The sequence below is a fragment of the Brachybacterium paraconglomeratum genome (assembly GCF_003994255.1).
Taxonomy (GTDB): Bacteria; Actinomycetota; Actinomycetes; order Actinomycetales; family Dermabacteraceae; genus Brachybacterium; species Brachybacterium conglomeratum.
In genome coordinates this window covers 205541-232129 of sequence record NZ_ML133855.1, presented here as the reverse complement: position 1 = coordinate 232129, position 26589 = coordinate 205541, and the positions used below count along the sequence as shown (strand labels likewise).

General features: G+C 72.5%; 20 protein-coding genes. 2 read left to right on the top strand and 18 right to left on the bottom strand.

Annotated features, from left to right (window positions below; all coding sequences use genetic code 11):
- Positions 1-83: 83 nt before the first annotated feature.
- The 5 genes from DS079_RS09900 to DS079_RS09880 are packed head-to-tail and all read right to left on the bottom strand — an operon-like array spanning position 84 to position 4482.
- Positions 84-479, bottom strand: a complete 396-nt coding sequence (locus DS079_RS09900; RefSeq protein WP_126987035.1) for a hypothetical protein — start codon at positions 477-479, stop codon at positions 84-86.
- Positions 473-1081, bottom strand: coding sequence for a histidine phosphatase family protein (locus tag DS079_RS09895; protein ID WP_126987032.1), 609 nt, complete (start codon positions 1079-1081; stop codon positions 473-475). Before DS079_RS09895 ends, DS079_RS09900 begins: the two co-directional genes overlap by 7 nt.
- A gap of 14 nt (positions 1082-1095) precedes the next feature.
- On the bottom strand, positions 1096-2802 hold the full coding sequence (locus DS079_RS09890; protein ID WP_126987029.1) for an FAD-binding oxidoreductase: 1707 nt from the start codon (positions 2800-2802) through the stop codon (positions 1096-1098).
- Positions 2799-3701, bottom strand: a complete 903-nt coding sequence (locus DS079_RS09885; RefSeq protein WP_126987026.1) for a lysophospholipid acyltransferase family protein — start codon at positions 3699-3701, stop codon at positions 2799-2801. The genes DS079_RS09890 and DS079_RS09885 overlap by 4 nt, the downstream gene beginning before the upstream one ends.
- Before the next feature lie 4 nt (positions 3702-3705).
- Entirely contained in the window at positions 3706-4482 is a 777-nt protein-coding gene (locus DS079_RS09880) for an SDR family NAD(P)-dependent oxidoreductase (RefSeq protein WP_062947318.1), read from the bottom strand.
- 153 nt (positions 4483-4635) lie between these two features.
- Here DS079_RS09880 and DS079_RS09875 point away from each other — a divergent pair, with 153 nt between their 5' ends.
- Both DS079_RS09875 and DS079_RS09870 read left to right on the top strand, forming a co-directional pair.
- Entirely contained in the window at positions 4636-6927 is a 2292-nt protein-coding gene (locus tag DS079_RS09875; protein WP_126987024.1) for an HAD-IB family hydrolase, read from the top strand.
- Between the two features lie 376 nt (positions 6928-7303).
- Entirely contained in the window at positions 7304-8245 is a 942-nt protein-coding gene (locus tag DS079_RS09870) for a type IV toxin-antitoxin system AbiEi family antitoxin domain-containing protein (protein WP_241237620.1), read from the top strand.
- A gap of 239 nt (positions 8246-8484) precedes the next feature.
- Here the strand turns inward: DS079_RS09870 and DS079_RS09865 are convergent, their stop codons facing one another.
- The 13 genes from DS079_RS09865 to DS079_RS09805 form a co-directional block, all read right to left on the bottom strand.
- Positions 8485-9273: an amino acid ABC transporter ATP-binding protein gene (locus tag DS079_RS09865; RefSeq protein WP_126987018.1), complete on the bottom strand. Its 789-nt coding sequence runs from the start codon at positions 9271-9273 to the stop codon at positions 8485-8487.
- The gene (locus DS079_RS09860; protein ID WP_126987017.1) at positions 9273-10253 is read right to left on the bottom strand and encodes an amino acid ABC transporter permease; all 981 of its coding nucleotides are present in this window, start codon (positions 10251-10253) and stop codon (positions 9273-9275) included. Before DS079_RS09860 ends, DS079_RS09865 begins: the two co-directional genes overlap by 1 nt.
- Positions 10250-11182, bottom strand: coding sequence for an ABC transporter substrate-binding protein (locus DS079_RS09855; protein WP_010549428.1), 933 nt, complete (start codon positions 11180-11182; stop codon positions 10250-10252). The genes DS079_RS09860 and DS079_RS09855 overlap by 4 nt, the downstream gene beginning before the upstream one ends.
- Before the next feature lie 51 nt (positions 11183-11233).
- Positions 11234-13267 carry an ABC transporter ATP-binding protein gene (locus DS079_RS09850; RefSeq protein WP_126987015.1) on the bottom strand — a complete coding sequence of 678 codons (2034 nt, stop codon included), beginning with the start codon at positions 13265-13267 and terminating at the stop codon, positions 11234-11236.
- Positions 13267-15003 carry an ABC transporter ATP-binding protein gene (locus DS079_RS09845; protein ID WP_126987014.1) on the bottom strand — a complete coding sequence of 579 codons (1737 nt, stop codon included), beginning with the start codon at positions 15001-15003 and terminating at the stop codon, positions 13267-13269. The genes DS079_RS09850 and DS079_RS09845 overlap by 1 nt, the downstream gene beginning before the upstream one ends.
- A gap of 133 nt (positions 15004-15136) precedes the next feature.
- Positions 15137-15799 carry a DUF6318 family protein gene (locus tag DS079_RS09840; RefSeq protein WP_164736189.1) on the bottom strand — a complete coding sequence of 221 codons (663 nt, stop codon included), beginning with the start codon at positions 15797-15799 and terminating at the stop codon, positions 15137-15139.
- A 36-nt stretch (positions 15800-15835) separates the two neighbouring features.
- Positions 15836-16711 carry a class I SAM-dependent methyltransferase gene (locus DS079_RS09835; protein WP_126987010.1) on the bottom strand — a complete coding sequence of 292 codons (876 nt, stop codon included), beginning with the start codon at positions 16709-16711 and terminating at the stop codon, positions 15836-15838.
- Positions 16712-16719: 8 nt separating this feature from the next.
- Positions 16720-18603 carry an ABC transporter ATP-binding protein gene (locus DS079_RS09830; protein WP_126987007.1) on the bottom strand — a complete coding sequence of 628 codons (1884 nt, stop codon included), beginning with the start codon at positions 18601-18603 and terminating at the stop codon, positions 16720-16722.
- The gene (locus DS079_RS09825; protein WP_126987004.1) at positions 18600-20630 is read right to left on the bottom strand and encodes an ABC transporter ATP-binding protein; all 2031 of its coding nucleotides are present in this window, start codon (positions 20628-20630) and stop codon (positions 18600-18602) included. The genes DS079_RS09830 and DS079_RS09825 overlap by 4 nt, the downstream gene beginning before the upstream one ends.
- Positions 20627-21139: a DUF456 domain-containing protein gene (locus tag DS079_RS09820; protein WP_126987001.1), complete on the bottom strand. Its 513-nt coding sequence runs from the start codon at positions 21137-21139 to the stop codon at positions 20627-20629. Before DS079_RS09820 ends, DS079_RS09825 begins: the two co-directional genes overlap by 4 nt.
- 56 nt (positions 21140-21195) lie before the next feature.
- Positions 21196-22176: a beta-ketoacyl-ACP synthase III gene (locus DS079_RS09815; protein ID WP_126986998.1), complete on the bottom strand. Its 981-nt coding sequence runs from the start codon at positions 22174-22176 to the stop codon at positions 21196-21198.
- Between the two features lie 159 nt (positions 22177-22335).
- Positions 22336-25410 (bottom strand): AAA family ATPase, encoded by a 3075-nt coding sequence (locus DS079_RS09810; protein ID WP_126986995.1) that lies wholly within the window; start codon positions 25408-25410, stop codon positions 22336-22338.
- On the bottom strand, positions 25407-26585 hold the full coding sequence (locus DS079_RS09805; RefSeq protein WP_126986992.1) for an exonuclease SbcCD subunit D: 1179 nt from the start codon (positions 26583-26585) through the stop codon (positions 25407-25409). Before DS079_RS09805 ends, DS079_RS09810 begins: the two co-directional genes overlap by 4 nt.
- Positions 26586-26589: the final 4 nt, after the last annotated feature.

The window sequence follows — 26589 nt, the reverse complement described above, 5'->3', positions numbered from 1 at the left end:
ACGACGGCCCCTCCCCTCCGCGCCGTGAGCGCGGGGAGGAGGGGCCGTCGACGTGCTGGCGACCAGCGGCCGGTCGTCCCCGCTCAGCGGTCGGGCGCGGCCTCGAGCAGGATGCCCCGCTCGCGCAGCTGCGCGGTGAGCAGCTCGGCCGTCTCGGCATGGCGCCTGCTCGCCCGCGTCCATCCGGCGACACCGCCCAGCGCGCGGCCGACGGTCGCTCCCCACCGGTAGCGGACGCGCGTCCCGCCGGGGACCTCGGCCAGCTCGAGCCGGGCCCGGAGGTGGAAGCGGCTCCCGGCGAGGGCGCCGAGCAGCACCGTGCGGCGCAGGCTCCCGGTCTCCACGTCCAGGCGCGCGGGCGTGGTCTCGTGGACGCGCCAGCCCCGGGCGGTGAAGAACTCGGCGAGCAGCGCCCGGGTCTCCTCGAGGTCCCCGCGCACGATCAGGCGCACCCCGCCGCCGCGGTCCGCGCTCAGCACGGCGCTCCCGCCGCGGCAGTGCGGTGCGGTCCGAGCGCGCGCAGCTCGGCGTTGCCCAGGTGCGGCACCTCGCGATGGTCGTGCGGGTCTCGGCGCGCGGCCAGCGCGAGCGCGATCTGCAGCACGTCCCCGTGGGCGACGAGCACCACGGGCGCGTCGGCGGCGAGCGCGTCGGCCGCCCGGAGCGCCCCGAGCACGCGCGAGGCGACCTCGGCGACGGGCTCGACCCCGTCCTCGTGCGACTCCCGGGCGCGGTCCCGCGCCCAGATGCCCTCGTAGGCGGTCGCGGGGCCCTCGTCGTGCGCGCCGAAGCAGCGCTCGCGCAGGCGCTCGTCGACCCGCGGCGCCCCTGCGCCGAGACCGGCGGCGAACTCCTCGGCGGTCTGGCGTGCGCGGGCGAAGTCGCTCGTGACGACGACCGTGCCCGGACCGAGGCCCTGCGCGGCCGCATCCGTCGCCGCGGCGCGCGCCTGCTCCCGGCCGCGACCGGTCAGCCCCACCGTCTCGAGCGCCCGCGGGCCGGGGACGGAGACGATCCGTCCCTCGACGTTCGCGGTCGATTCCCCGTGCCGCAGCACGAGGACGGGATGCGCGGCCTGCATCGTCGCTCCCCCGCTCAGGAGGGGACGACCTTGCCGGGGTTGAGGTTCCGGCCCGGGTCGGTGTCGGCGAAGAGCCCCTGCACCATGCGGGTGCCGACCTCGCCGATGTCCTCGGTGATCCAGGGCTGGTGCTCGGTGCCCACCGCGTGATGGTGGGAGACCGTCGAGCCGAGGTCCACGAAGGTCTGCTGCACGGCGCTCTTGGCGGCGTAGTACTGCTCGAGCGCCTGCTCGTCGGTCGAGTAGGGGAAGGCGAAGGTGAAGTAGAGGCACGCCCCGGCGTGGTAGCTGTGCGACATGTGGCAGAACATGAAGCCGGGCAGGCCCTGCTCCTCCTGCACCGCGTAGAAGGCCTCGAACGCCTTGGCATGGACCTCGTTGATCTTCGACCAGGTCGCACCGGTGTCGCAGACGTCGCCGAAGACCTGGTAGTTCATCAGGAAGTCGCGCAGGTAGGGGGTGTCGAACTTCTTCTGGTCGTAGATCGCGCCGGGGCCCGCGCCGAGCGTGATGCCCCCGGCGTTCTTCACGATCTTCTTCACGATCGACTTCTGCTGCTCGACGGATTCCTTCGAGCCCTCGAAGCAGACGTAGGAGATCGACATCTCGTTCGTCGTGTCCCAGCCCTTGGAGCGCAGGTACGAGAACAGCCCGTCCTGCACCTTCGCGGCGACCTTCCCCTTGGTGGAGGTGGGCGCCTTGACCATGGCGAGGCTGAACTCGGTCTCCGGCCCGTCGGAGAGGCGGGTGAAGGTCGGGGAGACGTCGGTGGAGCGGGCGATCGCGTGCATGCCGCGGATGCCGTGCTCCCAGTCGGGGTACATGTAGGCGATGACCTGACGGACCGGGGCGACGCGGTGCACCTGCACCGTGACCTCGGTGATCACGCCGAGGCGTCCCTCGCTGCCCAGGATCACCTCGTGCACGCTCGGCCCGGAGTCGCGGCCCGGGATCGGCTTGGTGACGGCCGTGCCTGCGGGATGGACCATCCGCAGGCCGCGGACGATGTCCTCGATGTCGCCGTACTTGTCCGACTGCATGCCGGAGGAGCGCGTCGCGGCCCAGCCGCCGACGGTCGAGTACGTGAAGGAGTCGGGGAAGTGGCCGACGGTCCAGCCCAGCGCGTTCAGCTGCTCCTCGAGGTCCGGGCCGTACGCGCCCGCCTCCACGCGGGCGAGGCCCGCGGTGTCGTCGATCTCGAGGACCTCGCGCATGCGGCCGAGGTTCATGGTGAGGATCGGGCGCTGCTCGTCCACGTCGGGGGTGACGGAGCCGGAGATGGAGGAGCCGCCGCCGTAGGGGATCAGCACCATGTCGTGCTCGAGCACGAGGCGCAGGACCGCGGCGACCTCGTCCTCGGAGGCGGGGTACACGATCGCGTCGACCAGGCGCTCGAAGCGGCCATTGCGAACGCGGAACAGGTCCGGCAGGGAGCGGCCGAAGGAGTGGACGACCCGGTACTCGTCGTCGTCCAGCAGGTTGTCGGCGCCGACGACGGCGACCAACGCCTCGCGGGCCGGGGCGGGCAGCCGGCTCTCCGGCACCTCGAAGTCCGACAGCTGCGGCTCGACCGGCTGCTTCGAGTCGAGGTCGACGCCGATCTTGTTCCGCGCGAGCGGGGCGAAGGCGGGCTTGTTGTCGTAGCGGAAGGTGATGTCGTCCAGGCCCCAGCCCCACCACTTGTGCCGCTTGACCTCGCGTGCGCTCGGCCGATCGCTCATGCGTCCTCCTCCTCGTCCCGGACAGCGCTGCCCAGGACCTCGTCGTGGTGCTCGTCGTACAGGTCCTTCACGCTGTCACGGATGCGCGTGATGAAGTCGCTCGCGGGCTCGTCCACCCCGCCCAGCAGCGGCTCGCCGAAGACGACCCGCACGGGCGGGCGGCCCGGCACGGGCCAGCTGCGCCCCTTGGGCATCGCCTCGTAGCCGCCGATGATCGCGGCGGGCACGACGGGGACGCCGACGCCGAGGGCGAGCGCGGCAGCGCCGGCCTTGAACTCCGCCATGGTCCCGGTCTGCTGGCGGCCGCCCTCGGGGAACACGAGGATCGGCACGCCGCTGCGCAGCAGCCTCTTCGAGGTGCCGGCGTGCTTGCGGGAGCCGCCGCGGTCGATCGGGAAGGCGTTCATCATCAGGCGCACGAAGATGCGGCGGTGCCAGTGATCGAACCAGTAGTCGGCGGCGACGCCCGTGGACAGGAACCGTCCCTGGGTCCAGGGCAGGCTCATCGCGAGCAGCGGTGCGTCGACGTGGCTGGTGTGGTTGGCGACCAGCACGAACGGACCGCGGATGCTCTTCACACGGCGGTGCACCTGCACCTGCGGGCTCACGGCGGAGTTCACCACGGCCCGGAACAGCACCCGCTGCAGCACGAAGCGCATCCCGGCGCGCCAGCCGGAGCGGTACTTGGCCAGCTCGCCCGTCGGCTTCTCCCATCCCTCCCCGCGCGAGCGCGCGGAGAGCGAGGCCAGCAGCCGACGGGAGCGGTCCTTGAGGTCGTCAGCGGCCTTCGCGGTGGCGTCCGCGGCGCGGCTCGAGGCCTCGGAGAACCGTGCCGCGGCCTCGGCCCGTCGCGAGCTCTCCTGCTCCTCGGGCTCCTTCTCGCTGTCCTCGTCGGTCACGCGATCACTTCTCCCGGTTGCGGCGATGGCTGAGCAGCGCGCTGAGCCGCGCGACGAGTCCGCGCGGGGTGGTGCGCAGGACGGCGGAGATCAGCTTCCAGCGCTTCGAGGGGACCGAGACTGGCCTGCCGCGGGCGACGTCGCGCAGGCAGTCCTCGACCAGGCGGTCCGCGTCCAGCCACAGCACGCCCGGGATCGAGGAGCCCTTGATCCCGGCGCGGGAGTGGAACTCGGTGCGGACCCAGCCCGGCATCAGGGCGGTGACCTGCACGCCGGTGCCTGCGAGCTGCACGCCGAGGGACTCGGAGTAGTTGCCCACCCACGCCTTGATCGCGGAGTAGTTGTTCTGGGTGACCAGCGCGGAGACGGAGCCGACGTTGATGATCCAGCCGCGGCCGCGACGGCTCATCCCTCGGCCCGCCGCACCGCCGAGCTTGAGGACGGCGCGGATCATCACCTCGAAGCCGAGGTCGTGGGGGGTGAGGTCCTCGTCGAGCAGGCCTGCGCGCACGGAGAAGCCGGCATTGTTCACGAGGACGTCGACGGGGTCGGTGTCGGACTCGAGGCGATCGGCGACCCGCTGCTGGGCGTCGCGGTCGGCGAGATCCGCGACGATCGTCTCGACGTCGACGCCGTGCTCGCGACGGAGCTGCGCGGCCGACTCCTCGAGGCGATCGGGATCCCGCGCGACCAGCACGAGGGCGCTCCCCCGGCCGGCGAACGCTCTGGCGAAGGCCGCCCCGATGCCTGCGGTACCGCCGGTGATCAGGGCCCTATGCATGGCGGCTACGATACACTAGCGCCGCCCTGACCAGCGCGGAGAAGCCGCCGGGCAGTGACACCGCGGGCGCGTCGCGCGCGCAGGCCCGCCCGGGCCCTGCCGCTGGCCTCCCGGGTCAGTCCGGCACCTCCGCCCCCGTCCCCAGAGGATCCCATGTCGCACACCTCCCCCGCCGCCGCCCCGTCCACCCCCGGGGGCACCGGGGGTCGACGGATCCTGCTCACGGGCGTCACCGGATTCCTCGGCCAGGCCGTCCTGCGCTCGCTGCTGGAGACCACCGAGGACGTCCACGTCACCGCCGTGGTGCGCCCCAAGGGCTCCGTGACGGGCCGCAAGCGCCTCGAGCAGCTGCTGCGCAAGCCCGTCTTCGCCTCCTGGGGCGAGCTGCTGGAGAAGGAGGGCGCGCTCGGCGGCGCGGCCGACGGGAAGGCGCGCCTGAAGGAGATCTTCGACGCGCGCGTCGGCGTGCTCGAGGGCGACCTCACCGACATGCCCGCGATCACCGAGCCCGTCGACACGGTGATCCACTCGGCCTCCTCCGTCTCCTTCGACCCGCCGATCGACGACGCCTTCCGCACCAACGTCGGCGGCGCCCGCAACCTCTACGAGGCGCTGCTGGCCTCCGGCCAGGACCCGCACGTGATCCACGTCTCCACCGCCTACGTCGGCGGCATCTCCAAGGGGCTGCGCCAGGAGGGCTCGCTGCGCTCCGACGTCGACTGGCGCGCCGAGTTCGACGCCGCCCTCGCCGCCCGCGAGCGCGTCGAGGCGGAATCCCGGAAGCCCGAGACCCTCCGCTCCCAGATCCGCACTGCGAAGCTGCAGGTGGGCCGCATGGGCCCGAAGTCCGTCGCGAACGTCTCCGAGGAGGCGCGGCGCGACTGGGTCCAGCAGCGCCTGGTCGACTTCGGCCGCACCCGCGCCCAGTCCGTCGGCTGGACCGACATCTACACGTTCACCAAGGCGATGGCCGAGCAGGTCGCCGAGGAGCTGTGGGCAGGGAACGGCCATCGCGTCTCCTTCGTGCGCCCCTCCATCATCGAGTCCGCCATGAAGAAGCCCTACCCCGGCTGGATCGACGGATACAAGGTCGCCGACCCGCTGATCATGGCCTACGGCCGCGGCATGCTGCCGGAGTTCCCGGGCCTCGCGGACTCCATCCTCGACGTGATCCCCGTCGACCACGTCGTGAACGTCATCGTGGCGCTCGCGACCCAGGACGTCTCCCGTCGCGGCGACGACGCCTACTACCAGGTCGTCTCCGGCGCCTCGAACCCGATGCCCTTCCACGAGATGGTCACCGCGGTGCGCGAGTACTTCACGAAGCACCCGCTCGAGGATGAGAAGGGCCGTCCGATCGAGGTGCCCGAGTGGTCCTTCCCGGCGGTGGAGATGGTCGAGCAGCGCTTCCGCGCCAAGGAGCTCACCGCGAAGATCGGCTCGACCGCGGTCGCCTATCTCCCGGCCACCAAGCGCACCCGCGAGTGGACCTCGAACCTGCAGAAGGCCACCTCGGGACTGACGATGCTGCGCAAGTACATCGAGCTGTACCGCCACTACACGAAGACCGAGATGGTCTTCGACGACGCGAACACGCGGGCGCTGCGGGCCGAGCTGCCGGAGGAGTTCCTGGCCACCCACGACTTCGACGTCACCGGGATCGTGTGGAGGGACTACTTCCAGCAGCAGCACCTGCCCGCCGTCACGGAGCTCACCAAGGCGTACTCCCGGGCGAAGTCCGCCCAGAAGCGCCGCGCCTCCCGCCCGACGCCCGAGCTGAAGCAGTCCACGGACTCGCTCGCGATCTTCGACCTCGACGGCACCGTGCTGGCCACGAACATCGTCCAGCAGTACTTCGCCGTGGTCCGCGCGACCCGCCCCCGCCGCACCTGGCCGGCCGAGATCGGCGGCCTGCTCGCCGCGGTGCCGGGCTACCTGCGCGCCGACCAGCGCGACCGCTCCGAGCTGATCCGCCTGGTCAACCGCCGCTACAAGGGATACCGCGCCGAGGAGCTGCGCGCCCTCATGAAGGGCGAGGCCGGGCGTCGCATCCGCGCCTCGATCCGTCCGGAGGCGCTGGAGACCATCGAGCGCCACCGCGCCGCCGGGCACCGCACCGTGCTCGTCTCCGGCGCGCTGGACGTGCTGGTCGAGCCGCTTGCGGACCTCTTCGACGAGGTCGTCGCCACCCACATGGATGAGGACGGCAGCGGGGTCATGACCGGCTATCTCGCCACTCCCCCGCTGGTCGACGAGGCACGCGCGAACTGGCTGCGCAAGTACGCGGCCCTGCACGGCGCGGACCTGTCGACCTCCTACGGCTACGGCGACTCCCACGCCGACGCCGCCTGGCTCGCGCTCGTCGGCACCCCCGCCGCGGTCGCGCCGGACCTGGGGCTGTACGCCGTGGCGAAGAAGAAGCGCTGGCAGATCCTGGAGTGGTGAGCCGGGGCTGAGCCGGCGACGGCGTCCCGGCCCGGCCAGTTCAGCCCTGCCCGGCATCGGACAGGTTCGTACAACGCCCACGCCCACGCCCACGCCCACGCCCACGCCCACGCCCACGCCCACGCCCACGCCCACATAATTCTGCGTCCTGTGCGTGACCTCAGCCGCCTATGGCACGTGAGGTCACGCACAGGACGCATTTGTGTGCACCCCCTCTGCCGACCGCCCCGCGCACGCCCACCAGGTCCGCTACCCCGTCTCGTGACAACCCGGCAGGGCGCTCTCCGCGGCCGCGCCTCTCCTCCCCAGGCCGGCCCTGTCCACACCCGAGCCCAGCTTGCTGCAGCCGGTCGCCGGGCACGGCACGCTCGGGGCCATGCACCACGCCAGCGATCTCGTGCTCCCCGCGTCGGCCTGGCCCTGGCCCCGCCCCGTCGGCCCGCCGCAGGGCACCCGGCACCTCACCCAGGAGGAGCTCGGCCTCGCCTCGCGCCGGGAGCTGCTGGCGATGGGATACACCGACTCCCGGCTGATCCGATCCGTACGCTCGGGTCGGCTCCGACGCGTGGCACGCGGCTGGTACGGGAACGCGGTCGCAGTCCCGCGGGCCCGACGCGCCCTGCGCCACGGATACCGCCTCACGTGCATCGATGCCACTGAGCTGCATGGCGTGTGGACCCCGTACTGCGACGAGGAGGAGCGCCACACGCTGCACGTCTACCGTCCGAACGGTTCCACGGTCGCGCCGGGGAGGATGCTGACCCATTCCTCACGCAGCCGGTCGTGGACCGAGCCGGATGCCGTCGCCTCCCTGCCGCTCGCTCTCGAGCATGCGATGCGTTGCCTGAGCGGGGAGCGGGCAGCGATCCTGCTCGAGTCGGCGATGGCGCGTCGACTGATGGTGCCGGCCGAGGTGCAGAGGCTGCTCGATGACGCTCCCGCGGCAGTGCGCTCACGCATCGGCTCGCTGTCCACGGCGAGCGAGTCGGGATCGGAGACGCGTGTGGTCCGGTGGCTGCGCCGACGGGGCTTCCAGGTCGAGCAGCAGGTGTTCGTCGACGGTGCGGGCTACGTGGACCTCTACGTCGGCGGGGTCCTGATGGAGATCGACGGGCGCGACGGGCACTCCGGCCCCGACGCCTTCGCGAAGGACCGCCGGCGGGACCTGCGCACGGGCCGGCACGGACTGCAGATCCTGCGGCTGAGCTATGAGCAGGTCTGGCTGACCTGGGAGGACACCCAGGACGCGGTGCTCGAGACCATCGCCGAGGTCGGCCCCTTCGGCCGGCGGAAGATGGAGCGGCTGCTGGCGAGCTGAACCGTCGGCTCCCCTGCGTGGCCTGCCCTCTGCCCCGTCGGAGGTTGCCACGTCACAGCCCTGACCGTCGCCGCCGTTCTCGCCCCCCCCCCCCTGCCCGCACACAACTGCGCCCTGTGCAGGACCTCAGGAGCCATATGCACCTCAGGTCACGCAGGCGACGCAGAATTATGCGCGGGGATGGCGGGCAGGCAGCGGGCGTCGACGGGGACGGACAGGTCGGGGAGGGGCAGAGCTGCTCACAGCACCGAGGCGAGGAAGCCCTTCAGGCGCTCGGACTCGGGGTGGTCGATGACCTGCTCGGCCGTGCCGGACTCGAGGATCCGGCCCTCGTCCATGAACACCACCTGGTCGGCGACCTCGCGGGCGAAGCCCATCTCGTGGGTGACCACGACCATGGTCATCCCGTCGGCCGCGAGGTCCTTGAGCACGCTGAGCACCTCGGAGACCAGCTCGGGGTCCAGGGCGCTGGTGGGCTCGTCGAAGAGCATCAGCTCGGGGTCCATGGCCAGTGCACGGGCGATCGCGACGCGCTGCTGCTGCCCGCCGGAGAGCTCGGAGGGGTAGTGGTCGGCGCGGTCGCCGAGGCCCACCCGCTCGAGCAGGTCCCGTGCCTTCTTCTCCGCGGCGGCCCTCGGCAGTCCGCGCACCTGCACGGGCGCCTCCATCACGTTGGCGAGCGCGGTGAGATGCGGGAAGAGGTGGAAGCGCTGGAAGACCATGCCGATGCGGGAGCGCTGCGCGGCGATCTCGGCGGGACGGAGCTTCTGCCAGCGCCCGTCGGGCAGGGGCTCGGCGCGGTAGCCCTGCACCACCCCGTCGATCAGGACGCGGCCCGCGGTGGGCTCCTCGAGCTGGTTGATGCAGCGCAGCAGGGTGGACTTGCCGGAGCCGGAGGGGCCCACCAGCACGGCCACCTCGCCGGAGCGGACGGTGAGGTCGCAGCCCTTGAGGACGTGGAGGTCGCCGAAGGTCTTGCGGACGCCCTCGACCTGGATCACGACAGGGTTCTCGTCGTTCTGGCTCATCACAGCTCCACCTCCGGGAGCGGGTCCTGCGGGGTCGTGCCGGCGCTGTTCACGGCGGCCTGGCGGGAGCGTCCGCCGCGGCCGGGGCGGGCGGGGGTGCGGGCGTCGAAGCCGCGGCCGAAGTACCGCTCGAGGTAGTGCTGGCCCACCATCAGCACCGAGGTGATCGCGAGGTACCACAGCGCCGCGACGATCAGCAGCGGGATCGGGGTGAACAGCTTGTTGGCGATGCCGTTGGTGGCGAAGGTGAGGTCGAGGGTGAAGGGCACCGCGAGCACCAGCGAGGTGGTCTTCAGCATGCCGATGGTCTCGTTCCCGAGCGGCGGCACGATCACGCGCATGGCCTGCGGCACGATGATGCGGCGCAGGATCGTCCCGTTCCCCATGCCGAGCGCCTTGGACGCCTCGGTCTGGCCCTTGTCCACGGAGTTCAGGCCGGAGCGGATGATCTCGGCGAGATAGGCGCCCTCGTTCAGGCCCAGCCCGATCACGGCCGCCCAGAAGGCGGTGAGCAGGTCGCGGGTGGAGAAGCTCCACAGCTCGGGCCCGAACGGCACTCCGACCACGATCTTGGGGACGATCACGGTGAACAGGCCCCAGAACACGAGCTGCGTGTACACCGGGATGCCGCGGAAGACGAAGATGTACGCCCAGCTCACGCCGCGCAGCACGGGGTTCTCGGAGCGGCGCATGATCGCGGCGGTGAGCGCGACGACGGTGCCGAGGACCATCGACAGCAGGGTCAGCAGCAGCGTCCAGCCGACGCCCTGGACCACCTTCACGTCGAGGAGATAGGTCGCGACGGTGCCCCATTCGAGCACGGGGTTGGTCACCAGGAAGCCGACGAGGCCCGCGGCGAGCAGGGCCACGATCACGGCGGAGATCCAGGTGCCGGGGCGCGGCGCGGCCTTCGCGCGGATCGGGGTGAAGCCGCCCTCGGTCGCGGGACCGGCGGGGCTGGGGGTCTGGGTGGTGGTCACGGCTGGGGGTTCACTTCCGCGGTCGGGATCATTCCTGCCTCGTTGCCCCATGCAGCGAGGATGCGCTCCATGTGGCCGTCGTCGATGAGGTGCTGCACGGCGACGCGGATCGCCTCGGCCAGCTCGGGCTGGTCCTTGGAGACGACGATGCCGTTCAGCGCCGACTCCTCGATCTCGCCGATCGGCTCGAGCGTCCCGCGGGAGCGGGCCACGGCGTAGGCGGTGACCGGGGAGTCGGCCATGAGGATGTCGCCCTTGCCGCCGGCGACGTTGGTCGCGGCGTCGGAGTTCGAGGCGTAGGCGAGCATGTCGTAGCCGCCGAGGCCCTGGTCGCGGCACTCCTGGGAGCGCTCGATGGAGAGCTCCTCCTGGTAGGTGCCGACCTGGAGGGCCACGCGCTTGCCGCACAGGTCGTCGGGGTGGATGTCGTAGGGGTTCCCGGCCTTCACCGCGTAGGAGATGCCGGCCTGGAAGTAGGACACCATGTCCACGGCGGCCAGGCGCTCCTCGTTGACGGTGAAGCTCGACATGCCGACGTCGTAGGTGGAGCCGACGGCGGGGATGATCTGCGCGAACACCGCCGCCTCGGTGCGGGTGGCGAGGCCGAGGACGGCGCCGATCCCGGCGAGGATGTCGATGTCGTAGCCGATCGCCCTCCCGCTCGAGCCGACGAACTCGCCGGGGGCGTAGTTCAGGGCGGCGCCGTTGACCAGCTCGCCGCGCGCGCGGATGTCCGCGGGGACGAGGGCGGAGATCTCGGGGACCTCCTCGATGCCGGAGAGGTCCACCTCGGGCACGGCGTTCGACTCGGCGTCCAGGCGCTCGGAGGCGCGGGTGCAGGAGGCCAGCACCGGGGTGAGCGCGCCCGTGGCGAGGGCCAGGGGCGCGGCGCGCAGCAGGGTGCGGCGACGGGGTCGGAGGGAAGTCACCAATGAATAGTATTCATAACCCTGCATGGCCACAACTCGGTGTCAGGTCCCTCACCCCATCGCGATCGGCCCGGTCGTCGTCGGCGCCTCCTCGCCTCCGGCGTCCTGCGCGGCCAGCTCCTCCTCCGCGTCGAGGTCGACCGCCGCCCCCTCGAACTGGGAGCGGTACAGCCGCGCGTAGGCGCCGCCGGCCGCGAGCAGCTCCTCGTGGGAGCCCTGCTCGACGATGTCCCCCGCCTCCATCACGAGGATCAGGTCCGCGTCGCGGATGGTGGAGAGGCGGTGGGCGATGACGAAGCTGGTGCGCCCCTCCCGCAGGCGGTTCATCGCGTTCTGCACGAGCACCTCGGTGCGGGTGTCCACGCTGGAGGTCGCCTCGTCCAGGATCAGCAGGCTGGGCCGGGCGAGGAAGGCGCGGGCGATGGTGACCAGCTGCTTCTCGCCGGCGGACAGGGTGGATCCGTCGTCGTCCACGATCGTGTCGTAGCCGTCGGGCAGCTGGCGGGCGAAGTCGTCGACGTGGGTGGCGACGGCGGCCTCGATCACCTCGTCGTCGGTCGCGTCCAGCCGCCCGTAGCGGATGTTCTCGCGCAGGGTGCCCTTGAACAGCCAGGTGTCCTGGAGGACCATCCCGGTGCGTTCGCGCAGCTGGGCGCGGGTGAGGTCGCGGATGTCGATCCCGTCGATGGTGATCCGTCCGCCGTCGATCTCGTAGAACCGCATCACGAGGTTCACCAGCGTCGTCTTCCCGGCCCCCGTCGGCCCGACGATCGCGACGGTGTGGCCGGGGTCGGCGACGAGCGACAGGTCCCGGATCAGCTCGCGGTCGGGGCTGTAGGAGAAGCGGACGTGCTCGAACTCGACGCGCCCCTCGCGGATCCCGGCCGCGGCGGAGGCCTCGGTGGTCTCGGGCTCCTGCTCCTCGGCGTCCAGCAGCTCGAAGACCCGCTCGGCGCTGGCCACGCCGGACTGCAGCATCGTCGCCATCGAGGCGACCTGCGAGAGCGGCTGGGTGAACTGGCGCGAGTACTGGATGAAGGCCTGCACGTCGCCGAGGGTGAGCTGGCCGGAGATGATCCGCAGCCCGCCCACGATCGCGATGACGACATAGCTGAGGTTCCCCACGAACATCATCAGCGGCATGATCAGGGAGGAGACGAACTGGGCGCCGAAGGTGGCGCGGAACAGGCGGTCGTTCTTCTCCTCGAAGCGGGCGGCGACCTCCTCGCGGCGGCCGAAGACGGTCACCAGGGCGTGCCCGGTGTAGGCCTCCTCGACCTCGGAGTTCACCACGCCCGTGGCGTCCCACTGCTGGGCGAACAGCTTCTGCGCGCGGGCGCCGACCACGCCCGTGAGCACGAGCGCCACGGGGATCACGGCGAGCGCGATCAGCGAGAGCTGCCAGGAGATCAGCAGCATCATCACCAGCACGCCGAGCACGGTGAGGATCGAGTTCACCAGCCCCGTGACGGTGTTCATCAGGGTGTTCTGGATGTTGTCGATGTCGTTGGTGACGCGGGAGAGGATCTCGCCGCGCTTCATGCGGTCGAAATACTTCAGCGGCAGGCGGTGCAGCTTCTCCTCGACGTCGCGGCGCAGGCGGGAGACCATCCGCACCAGGATCCGGTTCAGGGCCACGCCCTGCAGCCACATCAGCAGCGCGGAGACGGCGAAGAGGCCGACGGCCAGTCCGAGGGTCTGGTAGAGAGCGCCGAAGTCGATGCCCTCGCCGGGGGTGAGGGTCATCCCCGAGAGCATGTCCGCGAACTGCTCCTCGCCCTGGGCGCGCAGCCCCTCGATGACCTGATCGGGCTCGGCGCCAGCGGGCAGCCCCTTCGAGATCAGGCCCGTGAAGATGATGTCGGTGGCGCGGCCGAGGATCCTCGGCCCCACCACGGAGAAGCCCACGGACACGACGCCGACGAGGATCGCGGCGATCAGGTACGCCCGCTCGGGGCCCATCTCGCGCAGCAGGCGCTTGGTCGAGGGCCAGAAGTTCTTCGCGCTCTGGCCCGGACGCAGCCCGCGCTCGGCGTCCTTCTCCGCGGCGATCTCGTCGGCGGGGGTGCTCTCCTCGGTGCTCATCACGCCACCTCCTCCTCGACGCCCTGGCTGCGGACGATCTCGCGGTACGTCTCCGAGCTCTCCAGCAGCTCGACATGGGTGCCCTGCCCGACGATCCGGCCGTTGTCCAGCACGAGGATCAGGTCCGCGCCGGTGATGGTGGAGACGCGCTGGGCGACCACGAGCTGGAGCGCGTCGCGGGTCTCGGGCACGAGCGCGGCGCGCAGGCGGGCATCGGTGGTGAGGTCCAGCGCGCTGAAGGAGTCGTCGAAGAGGTACAGCGACGGCTTCGCGGCGAGCGCCCGCGCGATGCAGAGCCGCTGCCGCTGCCCGCCGGAGACGTTCGTGCCGCCCTGCGCGATCGGGGAGTCGAGCTGCTCGGGCATCGCGGCGACGAAGTCCCGGCCCTGCGCGACGGTGAGGGCGTGCCAGAGCTCCTGCTCGTCGGCGGTCGGGTTCCCGAAACGGAGGTTCGTCGCGACGGTGCCGGAGAACAGGTAGGGGCGCTGCGGCACGAGGCCGACCCGGTCCCAGAGCACGCGGGCGTCGAGGTCGCGCACGTCGTGCCCGTTGAGCAGCACGCGTCCCTCGGTCGCGTCCATCAGGCGCGGGACGAGGTTGATCAGGGTGGTCTTGCCGGCGCCGGTGCCGCCGATGATCGCGACGGTCTGCCCGGCGCGGGCGGTGAAGGAGATGTCCTGGAGCACGGGTCGCTCGGCGCCGGGATAGGTGAAGGAGACGTCCTCGAAGGTCAGCTCGATCGGGCCCTCTATCTCGCGGATCCCGTCGGTGCGCTGGTGGACGCTGGTCTCGGTCTCGAGCACCTCGGTGATGCGCTCGGCGGAGACCATGGCGCGCGGGATCATCATCGTCATGAAGGTCGCCATCATCACCGCGATGAGGATCTGCATGAGATAGGCGATGAAGGCGGTGATCGAGCCGATCTCCATCTGGCCGGAGTCGATGCGCGGCGCGGCGACCAGCAGCACGAGGACGCTCGACATGTTCAGGATGAACATGATGATCGGGTTGATGAGGATCATCAGCAGGCCGATGCGACGGTTCAGCTCGGTCAGCTCGCCGTTGACCACGGCGTAGCGCTCCCGCTCGCGGTCCTCGCGCACGAAGGCGCGCAGCACGCGGATGCCGGTGATCTGCTCGCGCAGCACGCCGTTGATGTCGTCGATCTTGCCCTGCATCTGCTTGAACAGGGGCGCCGCGCGCGCGATGAGCAGGCCGACGGCGACGAGCATGACCGGCACCATCACCGCGATCAGCCAGGCCATCCCCGGCTCGACCCGCAGCGCGAGGATCACCCCGCCGATCCCCGTCACCGGCGCCTGGACCAGCATGTTCAGGGAGAAGAAGATCAGCATCTGCACCTGCTGCACGTCGTTCGTGGAGCGGGTGATGAGGGAGGGGGTGCCGAACTCGGCGAGCTCGCGCGGGGAGAAGGAGTTCACGCGGCGGAAGATCGCCTGGCGCAGGTCCTTGCCGACCCGCATCGCGGAGCGGGCGGCGAAGAAGTTCGCCGCGACGAGCGCGATGATGTTCACCAGCGAGATCACCAGCATGATCCGGCCGAGCTCCCAGATCACGGGGACGTCGGCCTTCGCGACGCCGTCGTCGATGATGTCGGCGTTGAGGGTGGGGAGGTAGAGGGCGGCCAGCACGCCGGCGATCTGGAAGAGCACCACGAGGAGCACCCAGATCGCGTACGGCTTCAGTCCCCCTAGCACGAGGCGCAGCAGGGTCACGAGATTCCTTCCGAAGGGCCGTCCGGGCCGGGCAGGATCCGGTCGGCCCCGGAAGCATAGGCACAGGCGCCTGACAGGGGCATCCGACTATCGACGGTTCCGCGCAGGGCGGAGCCGGTGAGCGTCGGGCGGGTCAGCCCGCTGCGCCGCCCGCATCGGAGGCCGCGCCCTCGGGCGGGGCGATGGACATGTCCGTCACGCGCCAGCGCTCCCCGTCCCAGGCGACCGTGGCGATCAGCTGCCCGGTCACCTCGTCGAGGGCGTTGGCCTGCAGGCTCGGGTCGTCGACGAGGATCGAGGCCTCCTGCGTGAACTGCGCGGTGACGGTGCCGGTCGCGGGCGGCTCCCCGGTGCCGGCGAAGCTGGTGGAGTGCACCTCGAAGGCGCCGCCGGTGAGATAGCCGTCCTGGGCGGCGAGCTGCTCGGCGTTCTGCAGGAAGGTTACGCACACCTGGCAGTTCGGGTCGACCTTGTCCTCCCAGACGGAGATGTCGCCGCTGCTCATCATGTAGTCGTAGGACCCGAGCAGGTAGGTCAGGGTCGCCTCGGCCCCGGCCTCGCTCTGCTCGGTCAGCTCTGCCGGCTCCTCCGGGCGCGGCAGGTCCGGGCGGGGCGGCTGCTCGGCGGGGTCGGCCGTCGGCCGGTTCTCCGGGTTGCCGGGATCAGCCGCGTTCTCGCTCGCCTGCTCCTCCTGGCCGCCGGGGTTCAGCAGCTGCGAGATGCCGAGCGCGCCGACGGGGACGAGCAGCACGAGCGCGAGGGCGACGACGATGAGGCGTTGGACGGGGCGGTTCACGGGCTCCACGGTAGAGGACGCGGCGGGGAGGCTCCCTCAGCCGGCGCGGTACAGGAACAGGTCGGTGCGGTAGGGCACGCCGACCCTCGCCCCGCGGGGGTGGCCGAGGTGGTCGTGGAGGTACCAGTCGAGGTTCGCGAGCACTTTCTGCCGCCGCTCCTCGGTGGCGGTGATCACGTAGCTGCGGGTGCGGGCGAGGTCGATGACGTCCTGGGTGGGCATCGGGTCCTCCCAGGTGAGGGCGCGGCGCTCGGTGAGCTCGAGCCCGGGGCCGACGGTGGGGTCGAAGTCCTCGCGATGGATGTCGCCGGCGTGCATGATCCGCGACAGCCGGTGCACCCAGGGGATCGTCACGTCGAGCATGTTCCACACCAGGGCGAGCACGCCCCCGGGAGCGAGCAGCCGCAGCACCTCGGCCGACGCCGCCTCCGCGTCGAACCAGTGCCACGCCTGGGCGACGGTGACCAGCTCGGCCGACGCCGCGGGCAGCCCGGTCGCCTCGGCGGGAGCGACGCGGGTGGCGAGAGCGCCACGGGCTCCGCGACGACGGGCGGTCTCCAGCATCGCCGCGCTGGTGTCCACCGCCGTCACCTCGAATCCCCGCTCCACGAGCGCCCACGACAGCTTCCCCGTCCCTGCCCCGAGATCCACGGCCCGGAGCGACGAGGAGGCATCGGAGGACGGCGCACCGTCGGAGGTCGACGCGGTGCCGGAGAGCGGTGCGGGGGCATCGGCCAGCGCCGCGAGCATCGCCTCCAGCGCCGCGGGCGGATACCCCGGCCGCAGCCGGTCGTAGTCCTCCCCCTGCCCCGCGAACGCCCCGGCGAGCTCCGTCTTCCGCTCCTCGCTCCCGAAGCGGGGTTCGTCGCGGGCGGAGATCGGCGGGGTCGGCGGGTGCAGGGGGTCGCTCATCGCACCGCTCACCGCTCCGCCCGGTGCGCGACCCAGGACCGGTGCAGCCCCGCGTAGATCCCGCCCTCGAGGTCGACGAGCTCGGCGTGGGTGCCGTGCTCGACGAGGTCGCCCTGGTCGAGCACCATGATCCGGTCGGCGCGCTCGGCTGTGGAGAGCCGGTGGGCGATGGTGATCGTGGTGCGGCCACGGGCGAGGCCGTCGATCGCCTGCTGGAGGCGCACGTCGGCGGCGGGATCCACGGCGCTGGTCGCCTCGTCCAGGACGATGATGTCGGGGTCGGCGAGATAGGCACGGGCGAGCGCGACGAGCTGCCGCTCCCCCGCGCTGAGGGACTCACCGCGCTGGCCGACAGGGGTCTCCAGCCCCTCCGGCAGCTCCTCGGCCCAGGTCCCGAGCCCCAGCTCGTCCAGCGCCTGCCGCATCTGCGCCTCGCTCGCGTCGGGACGTCCGTAGAGCAGGTTCCCGGCGACGGTGGTGTCGAAGAGGAAGCCCTCCTGCGGCACCATGATCACGCGGGAGCGCAGCGAGTCGTAGGGCACCAGGTGCAGCGGCACCCCGCCCACCTCGATGGTGCCGGAGGCGGGATCCATCATGCGGGTGAGCAGCTTGGCGAAGGTGGTCTTGCCGCTGCCGGTCTCCCCCACGATCGCGATGCGGGAGCGGGCGGGGATGGTGACGTCCAGGCCGTGGATGACCTCGGGGCCGGTCGGGTAGCGGTAGCGCAGCTCGCGGATCTCGATGTCGAGCAGCCCGTCCGGCAGCGGCGTCGCACCGGGGACGGGCTCGCCGCGCCGGCCGGTGCGGGGGTCGATGGCGCCGCCGGGGTCGGCGACGTCGGCCGGGGTGTCGAGCACGCCGAGCACGCGCCGCCACCCGGCCACCGCGTTCTGCGCCTCCGAGAGCATCTCGATGCCCATGCGGACGGGCTGGCTGAACAGGGAGACGAGGAAGACGAAGGCGACCACGCCGCCGGCGGTGAGGTCGGCGCCGGGCAGGTCGATCCCGAGCGCTCCGGTGCCGAGCACCACCCCGACCACGACCACGACGGCGGTCGCGAGCCCGTCGGCCGTCTCCGAGAGGAAGAAGGACGCGGACTGGGGGCGCAGCACCGCGAACTGGGCGTCGCGCACCGCACCGATCCGGCCGACCTGAGCCTGGCGGGTGCGCTCCTCGGTGCCGTAGGCGCGCACGGTCGCGGAGCCGACGAGGGACTCCGAGACGGTGCCGAGCATCTCGCCGACCTTCGTGCGCACCACCTGGTAGCGGGCGCGGATCCGCTTCTGCAGGGAGCCCATGATCACGAGGATCGGGAGGTAGCACAGCCACACCACGAGGGCGAGCGGCCAGGAGTAGAAGGCCATCACGGCGGTGGCGAGGACGAGCTGGAAGCTCATCACCACCAGCATGATCCCGCCGAAGCTCATGAACTGGCTGACGGTGTCGACGTCGCTGGTCACGCGGGAGACGAGGGCGCCGCGCTGCTCGGTGCCCTGGGTGAGCAGGGACAGGTCGTGGATGTGGCGGAAGGCGCGCTTGCGCAGGGTCGCCAGCGACGTCTCGGCCAGGCGGAACAGGCGCCGGTTCATGAGCACGTTGCAGGTCGCGGTCGCGAGCAGGACGAGGGCGGCGAGTCCCGCGGCGCCGGCGACGAAGGCGACGTCGGGGGTCTCGGGCGCGATGATGCCGCGGTCCAGGATGGCCTGGACGGCGATGGGCACGACCACCTTGCCGGCGGTCGCGATCACGGCCAGCAGCAGCGTGATCCACAGCCCGCGCAGCAGCTCGGGCGTGAGGGCGAGGCCGCGGCGGATGGTCGCGATCGCGCCCTCGTCGGCGGCGGCCTCCCCGCCGAGGGCGGAGGAGGTGCGGGATGCGGGTGCGGCGGTCATCGCCCGGCCTCCTGGTCGGCGTCGACGGCGGGGAGTCCGCCGGTGCGAGCGGGCGGCTCGCACTCGGCCTCGTCGGCCCCTGCCTCCTCGTGGCGGTGGCGTGTCGCGCCGTGGATCTCGATCGCGCCGGTGACGGGGTCGGGCTCCTCCTCGGGAGCGTCGCTGGGCGGGGGCTTGGAGGCCTCGAGCAGGCTGTGGGAGATCGCGGCCTCGTCGTAGGCGTCCACCAGCGCGCGGTAGCCGGCGCTGCGCGCCCGCAGCTCCTCATGGGGGCCGATATCGGCGACGCGGCCGTGGTCGAGGAACACGACCTGGTCGGCGAGCGAGATCGTGGACTTGCGGTAGGCGATCAGCAGCAGCGTCGACTCGGTCATCTCGCGGCGGATCCCGTCGAGGATGGCGAGCTCGACGCTCGGGTCGCAGGCGCTGGTGGCGTCGTCGAGGATCAGCAGGCGGGGCCGACGGGCCAGCGCCCGGGCGAGCGCGATGCGCTGGCGCTGCCCGCCGGAGAGGGAGCCGCCGCGCTCCCCGAGCTCGGTGTCGAGCCCGTCCGGCAGCGCGTCGACGAAGGCCTCGGCCTGGGCGACGCGCAGCGCCCAGCGCACGGTCCGCTCGTCGATGTCCTCGCCGAGGGTGACGTTCTGGCGCACGGTAGCGTCCATGACGAAGGCCTGCTGCAGCACGAGGGCGACGTCGGCCGTGAGCGCCTCGGCGGTGAGGCTCTCGAGGCGCGCACCGTCGAGGCTGATCGTGCCGCTGCTCGGCGGGACCAGGCCCGCGGCGAGCAGCGCGAGGGTGGACTTCCCTGAGCCGGTCGCGCCGACGACGGCCAGCACCCGGGTCCCGGCCGTCGGGTCGGCGCGCAGGGACACGTCGGTCAGGGCATGCCCCTCGCGCACGGCGAGCTGCTCCTCGCGCACGCCCCGGCCGAGGATCACGGCGGCGGGGTCGTCGCGGTAGACGAAGGAGACCTGGTCGAACGCGAGCACGCCGGGTCCGCTCGGCAGCGGGTCGGGGCCGTAGGTCCGCTCCTCCTCGACGTCGAGGATCTGCTGCACGCGGCCGCCGCCGACGACCGTGCGGGAGAGGTCCCCGAGCACCCAGCCGAAGGACCGGATCGGCAGGGACATCAGCGTGAACAGGTAGGCGACCTCGACGAGCTGGCCGGTGCTGAGGTGCCCCTCCCCGATCCGCCAGGCGCCGAGCACGGCGACGGCGAGGATGCCGAGGTTCGGGAGGGCGTCGATGGCGGGGTCGAACCAGCCGCGGATGTAGCCGAAGCGGATGCCTGTCTCGCGCAGGTCGTCGGCGGCGCGGGTGAAGCGCCGCTCCTCGACGTCCTCGCGGCCCAGGGACTTCACGACGTTCGCGCCGTCGAAGGACTCGTGGGCGATCTCGGCGACCTCGGCGCGCAGCTGCTGGGAGCGCATCGCGATCGGGGTCGCGAAGCGCTGCAGGAGCACGTTGAGGATGATCAGCAGCACGATCAGCGCGAGCATGACCAGCAGGATCACCGGGTCGATCCGGGCGACGACCACGGTCGCGTAGGCCAGCATCACCAGGGTGGACAGCGCGAAGGGGAAGGGCGCCATCGCGAAGAAGGTCGCCTCGACGTCGGAGTAGACGGAGCTGAGCAGGGTGCCGGTGGCCTGGCGGCGATGCCACAGCAGCGGCACCTTCGCGTAGACCTGGACGATCCGCTCGCGGTAGAGGCGGAAGAGGTCGAACTGGGCGGCGGCGGCGAAGACGCGCCGCGCCATGACGGTCACGGCGCGGGCGACGGCGATGCCGAGGATCGCCGCTCCCCCGCCGAGGACGAGCGCGGGGGCGACCTCGCCGCTGGCGAAGGAGGGGACGACGACGTCCTCGGTGACCCAGCCGATGATCGAGGAGGTCGCGATCTGGAGCAGCGCGAAGGCGGTCGCGCCGAGCACGGCGAGGACGAACCAGCGCTTCTGCTCCCACGAGCCCTTCAGCAGGCGCTTCAGTCCGGGGACGAGGACGGCGGGGTGCTGCGAGGTGGTCATGCGGTCACGAAGTGCACGATGACCGCGATCGCGAAGGTGAACGTGGACAGCACCGCCAGGGAGAACTCGATGAGGATCCCGGTGCCGAGGGCCTTCAGCGCGATCCATGTGTTGTCCAGGCCCTTCCTCCAGTCCTTCAGCCGCAGCGACTCGGCGACGTACAGTCCGGCGAGGAAGCCGATCGGCAGCCCGAGGAAGGGGATGACGAAGAAGCCGACGACCGCCGCGGCGATCGCGACGTAGACCGGCCACATCGGCACCTCGGCCGCGTGGAGGCGGCGCCCGGTGAGGACGTAGCTGGCGGTCATGCCGGCCGCGCCGAGCAGGAGCACGATCCCGAAGGCGACCCAGGCGGGCCAGCCGCCGATCAGGATCGCCCAGACCAGGGTCGCGATGACGATCGTGATGGTGCCGGGCAGGACCGGCACGATGATGCCGGTGAGGCCGACGGCGTAGGCGAGGCCGGCGAGGACCGTGACGATGATCTGGACGGTCAGGGAATCGACCACGAGGTCCTCCGGGGCGCGGGAGCGGATGGGGCCTCGTCGATCCTATCGGCAGCCCGTCAGGGCAGGCGCACCACCTGGCCGGCCCAGGAGAAGCCGCCGCCGAAGCCGACCAGCAGCGCGGTCGCGCCGGAGGGGATCCGCCCGGCCTCGCGCATCCGCGAGATCGCCAGCGGGATCGTCGCGGCGGAGGTGTTGCCGGAGGTGATGATGTCGTCGGCGACGATCGCGTCCTCGCGCAGGCCGAGCGCGGCGGCGAGCGGCTCGATCATGCGCAGGTTCGCCTGGTGGGGGACGAACACGTCGATGTCCTCCATGGTCAGTCCGGCGGCCTCGACGATCCGCTGCGAGATCTTCGGCGCCTCGCGCAGCGCCCAGCCGAGCACCTGCCGTCCCTGCTGGGCGAAGGCGGGGCCCTCGCCGTTGATGGTGACGGCGTCGGCGAGCTCGGGGACGGTGCCCCAGACGACCGGCGCGATGCCGGGCTGGTCGCTCGCGGTCAGCACCATCGCGCCCGCCCCGTCGGCGGTGAGGATGCAGGTGGTGCGGTCGGTGTAGTCGGTGACGGCGGAGAGCTTCTCCGCACCGATCACGAGGGTGGTGGTCGAGGCGCCGGTGCGGATCGACATGTCGGCCACGGCGAGCGCGTGCTCGAAGCCGGAGCAGGCCGCGCCCACGTCGAAGGCGGCGGGCGCGGGGATGCCGAGCTGCTGGGCGACGCGGCCCGCAGCGCTCGGGGAGCGCTCGTGGTTGGAGCAGGTCGCGACGATCACCTGCGTGATCTCGGAGGGGTCGACGCCCGCGTCGGCGAGCGCGCTGCGTCCGGCGATCGCGGCGAGGTCGCCGACGTCGACCCCGTCGGCCGCGATGCGACGCTCCTCGATGCCGGTGCGCTGGCGGATCCACTCGTCGCTGGTCTCGACGAGCTGCTCGAGGTCGGCGTTGGTCATCACGCGGTCGGGCCGGTGATGGCCGGTGCCGAGGATCCTCGATCCGGCCGCGGGGGCCTGGGCGGCGAAGGGGCGGGGGCTCGTGGTCATGGTGCTCTCCTGGTCCGACGGATGCATCGATGGTAGGCGCAGTCCTCAGCGCAGGTTCGCCAGCGGTTCCACGTGCCGCGGCTCGCGGCGGCGTCTCGAAGGTCTCCTCCCGCTTCGCGATGAAGGTCCTGAAGAGCCCTCGCCCCACGCGGGGTGGTCTCAGGCCGTGACGGTCAGGGTCGAGCGGGCGTCGGCGCCGCGGCGCACGTGGATCTGCTCGGCGATCTGGGACTTCATGTCGCCGACGTGGCTGACGATCCCGACGGTGCGGCCGCTCTCGGTGAGCCGCCCGATCTCCCGCACGACGGTCTCGAGGGTCTCGGGGTCCAGGGAGCCGAAGCCCTCGTCGATGAAGAGGGTCTCCATCTGCACCCCGCCGGCCTCCCCCATGACGATGTCGGCGAGGCCCAGGGCGAGCGCGAGGGAGACGAAGAAGGTCTCGCCGCCGGAGAGGGTCTCGGGCACGCGCACCTGGTCGGTGCGGCGGTCGAGGACCAGCAGGTCCAGTCCGGTCTTCCGCGCGCCGCGTGCGCCGCGGTCGCGCTGCAGCTCGAGCTCGGAGCCGGAGAACAGGGCGAGGCGGGCGTTGGCCGCGTCGATCACGGCGTCCAGCCGCCACATGAGCACGTAGGTCGACAGCTGCACCCGCTCGCCGTCGGCGGAGCGGCCGGTGGCGAGGTCGGCGACGCGCACCACGACCCCGGCGTCCTCGCCGACGGCGCGGACCTGCTCGGAGGCGGCGGCGAGGGCCTCGCGAGCGGAGCCGGCGCGCTGGGCCACGCCGGCGCTGCGGGCGGCGAGCCCCGCAGCCTCCCTCGCGGCGGTCTGCGCGGCGGTGAGCCTCTCCCCCGCGGCGACCAGCGCCGCCTCGGCCTGCTCGCGGGCCTCGTCGGTCGCGACGGTGTCCGCGATGCCGTCCTCGGCGAGACCGTCGGCGAGGCGGGTCTCGTCGACGGCGCGGGTCTGGACCTGCTTCTGCAGACGGGTGCGCTCCTGGGCGGGCAGGACTGCGGCGCGGGCGGTCTCGGCGGTGGCGAGGCCGCTGGCGGCGAGGGCGCGGTCGGCCTCGGCGGCGAGCTCGGCGGCGGAGCTCTCGGCCTGGACGCGGCTGCGCAGCGCCTCGCGGAGCGCGGTCGCGGCGCGGGCGCGGGCAGTGTGGCCGCGGCGGCGCGCTGCGATGGAGCCGTCCTCGCCGCGGGCCTCGTCGATCCGGGTGCGGTCGGCGGCGAGCGTGCGGCCGGTCTCGTCGATGCCGGTGCGCTCACGGGCGATGTCGAGGGCGAGCGCCTCCTTGGCGCGGGTGGCCTTCTCGGTCTCGGCGTCGAAGGCGTTCAGCTGCGTCTCGAGCTCGTCGGCACGGGCGGCGGCGGTCGTCGCGGCGGTGACGGCGGCGGTGCGGGTCGCGACCTCGGCGTGGGCGGTGTCGGGGGTGTGCTCCCCGGCGTCCTCGCGCAGCGCGGCGAGCTCCCGCTCGGCGAGGGCGAGGGCCTGTGCGTCGGCGGCCTGTGCCTGCTCGGCGGCGCGGCGGGCGGTCTCGGCGGCCTCGACCTGCTCAGGGCTGACGGCGTCCTCGGAGGGGTCCGCGGGGTGGGGGTGCTCGTGGGATCCGCAGACGGGGCAGGCGGAGTCGTCCTCGAGGTCGGCGGCGAGCTCGGCGGCGATCCCGGCGAAGCGGCGCCGACGCAGCGTGGCCTCCTCCTCAGCGCGGGCGCGGGCGGTGCGCAGGGAGCGCTCGGCCGTCTCCTTGGCCTTCGCGACGGCCTTGACCTGGGCATCTGCGGCGGTCGCGGCCTTCAGCACGTCCTGCGCGGCGGCGAGGGCGAGCCGCGCTTCGGCGAGGCCCGAGGCGGCGGTGCGGGCCTCCTCGCGCGCGGTGACGAGGGCACCGCGGGCAGCGGGGCGCTCCTCGAGCCGGACGGTCGCAGCCTTCAACTGCTCCTCCCGGGCCGTGAGGGCCTCGCGTCGGGCGTCGAGCTGCTTCTCCCGCTCGGGCAGCGCGGTCTCGAGGTCGACGAGGTCCTTGAGGGCGCCGGCGGCGCCGGTCGCCTCGTCGGCCGCGGCGGCGAGTGCGGCGGCGGGGTCCTCGGCCTGCTCCGCGAGGAGGTCGACGAGGTCGGGGTGCGCGGGTCGCGTCTCCTCGGCGCGCGCGGCGAGGGCCTCGATCGCGGCCGAGGCGGCCTGGGCGGCGGTGTCGCGTCGCCGCAGCACCTCGACGACGGGGCGGGCGGTCTCGTCGCGCTCGAGCGCGGCCGACGCCTTCGTGACCTCGGGCTTCTCCGTCTCGAGGCGGGTCGCGAGCTGGTCGAGCTCTCGGCGGCGATCGATTCGGGTGCGGGCGGTGCGGGCGGCCTCGGCGGCGGTCCGCGCGGTCTGCTCCACCTCCTGCGCCGCGGCGGAGGAAGCGGCGGTCTCGGCCGCGCGGGCGGTGACCTGCGCGAGCTGGGCGTCGGCCGCGGAGGCGAGGGACTCGAGGCGCAGTGCGGCGGCGTGCTCGGTGAGCGCGGCGGAGTCCTCGTCCTCGAGGGCGACGGCCTCGGTGAAGCGCGCCAGCGCTGTGCCGAGGGTCTGCTGGGCGGCGTCGACCTGGCGCTTGGCCTGTTTGCGCATCTCCTCGAGCTGCTTCTCGACGGCGGCGTAGGTCTCGGTGCCGAAGACGCGCTGCAGCACCTGCTGGCGCTCCCCGGTGCCGGCGCGGAGGAAGCGGGCGAACTCGTTCTGGGGCAGCAGGACGGTCTGGGTGAACTGCTCGCGGGTGAGGCCGACGGCGCGCTGCACCTCGCGGCCCACCTCGTCGAGGCGGCTGGCGATGACCTCGCTGCCGTCGCCGGCGCCGGCGGTGTCGGCGATCGCGGCGGGCAGGGCCTGTGGGGACCCGATCCGCCACATCAGGGCCTTGGCCTGCTCCTTCGTGGTGCCGGTGCCGCGCAGCTTGGGGCGCTGGAACTCCGGGGAGCGGCGCACGCGGTGCAGTCCGGAGGGGGTCTCGAAGACGAGGTCGACGATGCTCGGCTCCGTCGGCGCGGCGAACTGGGAGCGGATCCGGTCGGCGCTGGTGGCGGAGCCGGCGACCTGCCCGTAGAGGGCGTAGACGATCGCGTCGAGGATCGTGGACTTGCCGGAGCCCGTCGGCCCCTCGAGCAGGAAGGTGCCGGAGGCGCCGAGGGCGGCGAAGTCGATCTCGACGGTGCCGGCGAAGGGGCCGATCCCGGTCATGCGGAGGTGGTGGAGCTTCACGAGGCCTCCTGCTGGCGGCGGACGGCGGAGTAGGCGCGCTCGAGCACGTCGTGCTCCGCCGCGGTGGGGTCGCCGCCGGTGACGTGGGCGAGGAACTCGTCCATCACCTCCAGCGGGTTCTGCTCCCGGCGCACCACCGGGGTGCCGGCGCTCGCGGCGCGGCCCTCGGGGGCGTACTCGGTCAGGAGCAGGTGGGGGTAGGCCTCACGGAGCTGCTCCTGCAGGTGGGCTGGGCGGGCGGGGTCGGTGACGACGGCCTTCAGCCAGTCCCCGGCGTGCTCGTCCCGGCGGGCGAGGATCTCCTCCAGGGTGCCGCGCAGCTCGGTGAGACGGCGCGGGACGGGGGTCTCGATGCGGCGCACGTCGACCTCGGCCCGCTCCCCGTCGGCCCCAGGGGCGCCCAGTTCGACGAGGAGGACGGACTTGCGGTGGCTGCGCTCGGAGAAGGAGAAGGCGAGCGGGGAGCCGGAGTACCAGGCGGGGGCGCCGACGCTGCGGGTGAGGTCCTGGCAGCCGTGGAGGTGGCCGAGGGCGAGGTAGTCGATGCCGCCGAGCACCCCGGCGGGCACGGAGTCGACGCCGCCGACGGAGAGGTCGCGCTCGGAATCGCTGGCCTCGCCGCCGGTGACGAAGGTGTGGGCGAGGACGACGGTGCGGGCACCGGGCCGGGCCGCGGCGCGCTCGCGCACCCGGTCCAGGGCCGCGCGGGTGACGGCCTCGTGGCTGCGGGGCAGCGGCTCCTCGCCCTCGCGAGCGAGCTCGGTGCGAGCGCGGTCCGGCTCGAGATAGGGCAGGCCGAAGAACAGCACCTCGCCGTGCTCGTCCTCGACGGAGACGGGATGCTCGATCGCGGGCAGGTCGGTGAGCAGGTGGATGCCGGCGCGCATCAGGGAGCGGCCGAAGCCGAGCCGCTCCGGGGAGTCGTGGTTCCCGCTGGTGAGGACCACGGTCGCGCCGGTGTCGGCGAGGCGGGCGAGGGCCCGGTCCAGGAGGGTCACGCTGCTCACCGCGGGCACGGCGCGGTCGTAGACGTCGCCGGGGATCACGACCACGTCCACCCCCTCGGCCTCGACGAGGTCGACGAGCCAGTCGAGGAAGGCGGCCTGGTGCTCGTGCAGGTCGACCTTATGCAGGGTACGGCCCAGGTGCCAGTCCGAGGTGTGCAGGATCTTCATGTCA

Coding starts and splice junctions, on each gene's coding strand:
- DS079_RS09895 (WP_126987032.1), bottom strand. CDS start 1,081: ATGCAGGCCGCGCATCCCGTCCTCGTGCTGCGGCACGGGGAATCGACC.
- DS079_RS09865 (WP_126987018.1), bottom strand. CDS start 9,273: ATGAGCCAGAACGACGAGAACCCTGTCGTGATCCAGGTCGAGGGCGTC.
- DS079_RS09890 (WP_126987029.1), bottom strand. CDS start 2,802: ATGAGCGATCGGCCGAGCGCACGCGAGGTCAAGCGGCACAAGTGGTGG.
- DS079_RS09830 (WP_126987007.1), bottom strand. CDS start 18,603: ATGACCGCCGCACCCGCATCCCGCACCTCCTCCGCCCTCGGCGGGGAG.
- DS079_RS09850 (WP_126987015.1), bottom strand. CDS start 13,267: ATGAGCACCGAGGAGAGCACCCCCGCCGACGAGATCGCCGCGGAGAAG.
- DS079_RS09875 (WP_126987024.1), top strand. CDS start 4,636: ATGTCGCACACCTCCCCCGCCGCCGCCCCGTCCACCCCCGGGGGCACC.
- DS079_RS09835 (WP_126987010.1), bottom strand. CDS start 16,711: ATGAGCGACCCCCTGCACCCGCCGACCCCGCCGATCTCCGCCCGCGAC.
- DS079_RS09870 (WP_241237620.1), top strand. CDS start 7,304: ATGCACCACGCCAGCGATCTCGTGCTCCCCGCGTCGGCCTGGCCCTGG.
- DS079_RS09880 (WP_062947318.1), bottom strand. CDS start 4,482: ATGCATAGGGCCCTGATCACCGGCGGTACCGCAGGCATCGGGGCGGCC.
- DS079_RS09825 (WP_126987004.1), bottom strand. CDS start 20,630: ATGACCACCTCGCAGCACCCCGCCGTCCTCGTCCCCGGACTGAAGCGC.
- DS079_RS09815 (WP_126986998.1), bottom strand. CDS start 22,176: ATGACCACGAGCCCCCGCCCCTTCGCCGCCCAGGCCCCCGCGGCCGGA.
- DS079_RS09805 (WP_126986992.1), bottom strand. CDS start 26,585: ATGAAGATCCTGCACACCTCGGACTGGCACCTGGGCCGTACCCTGCAT.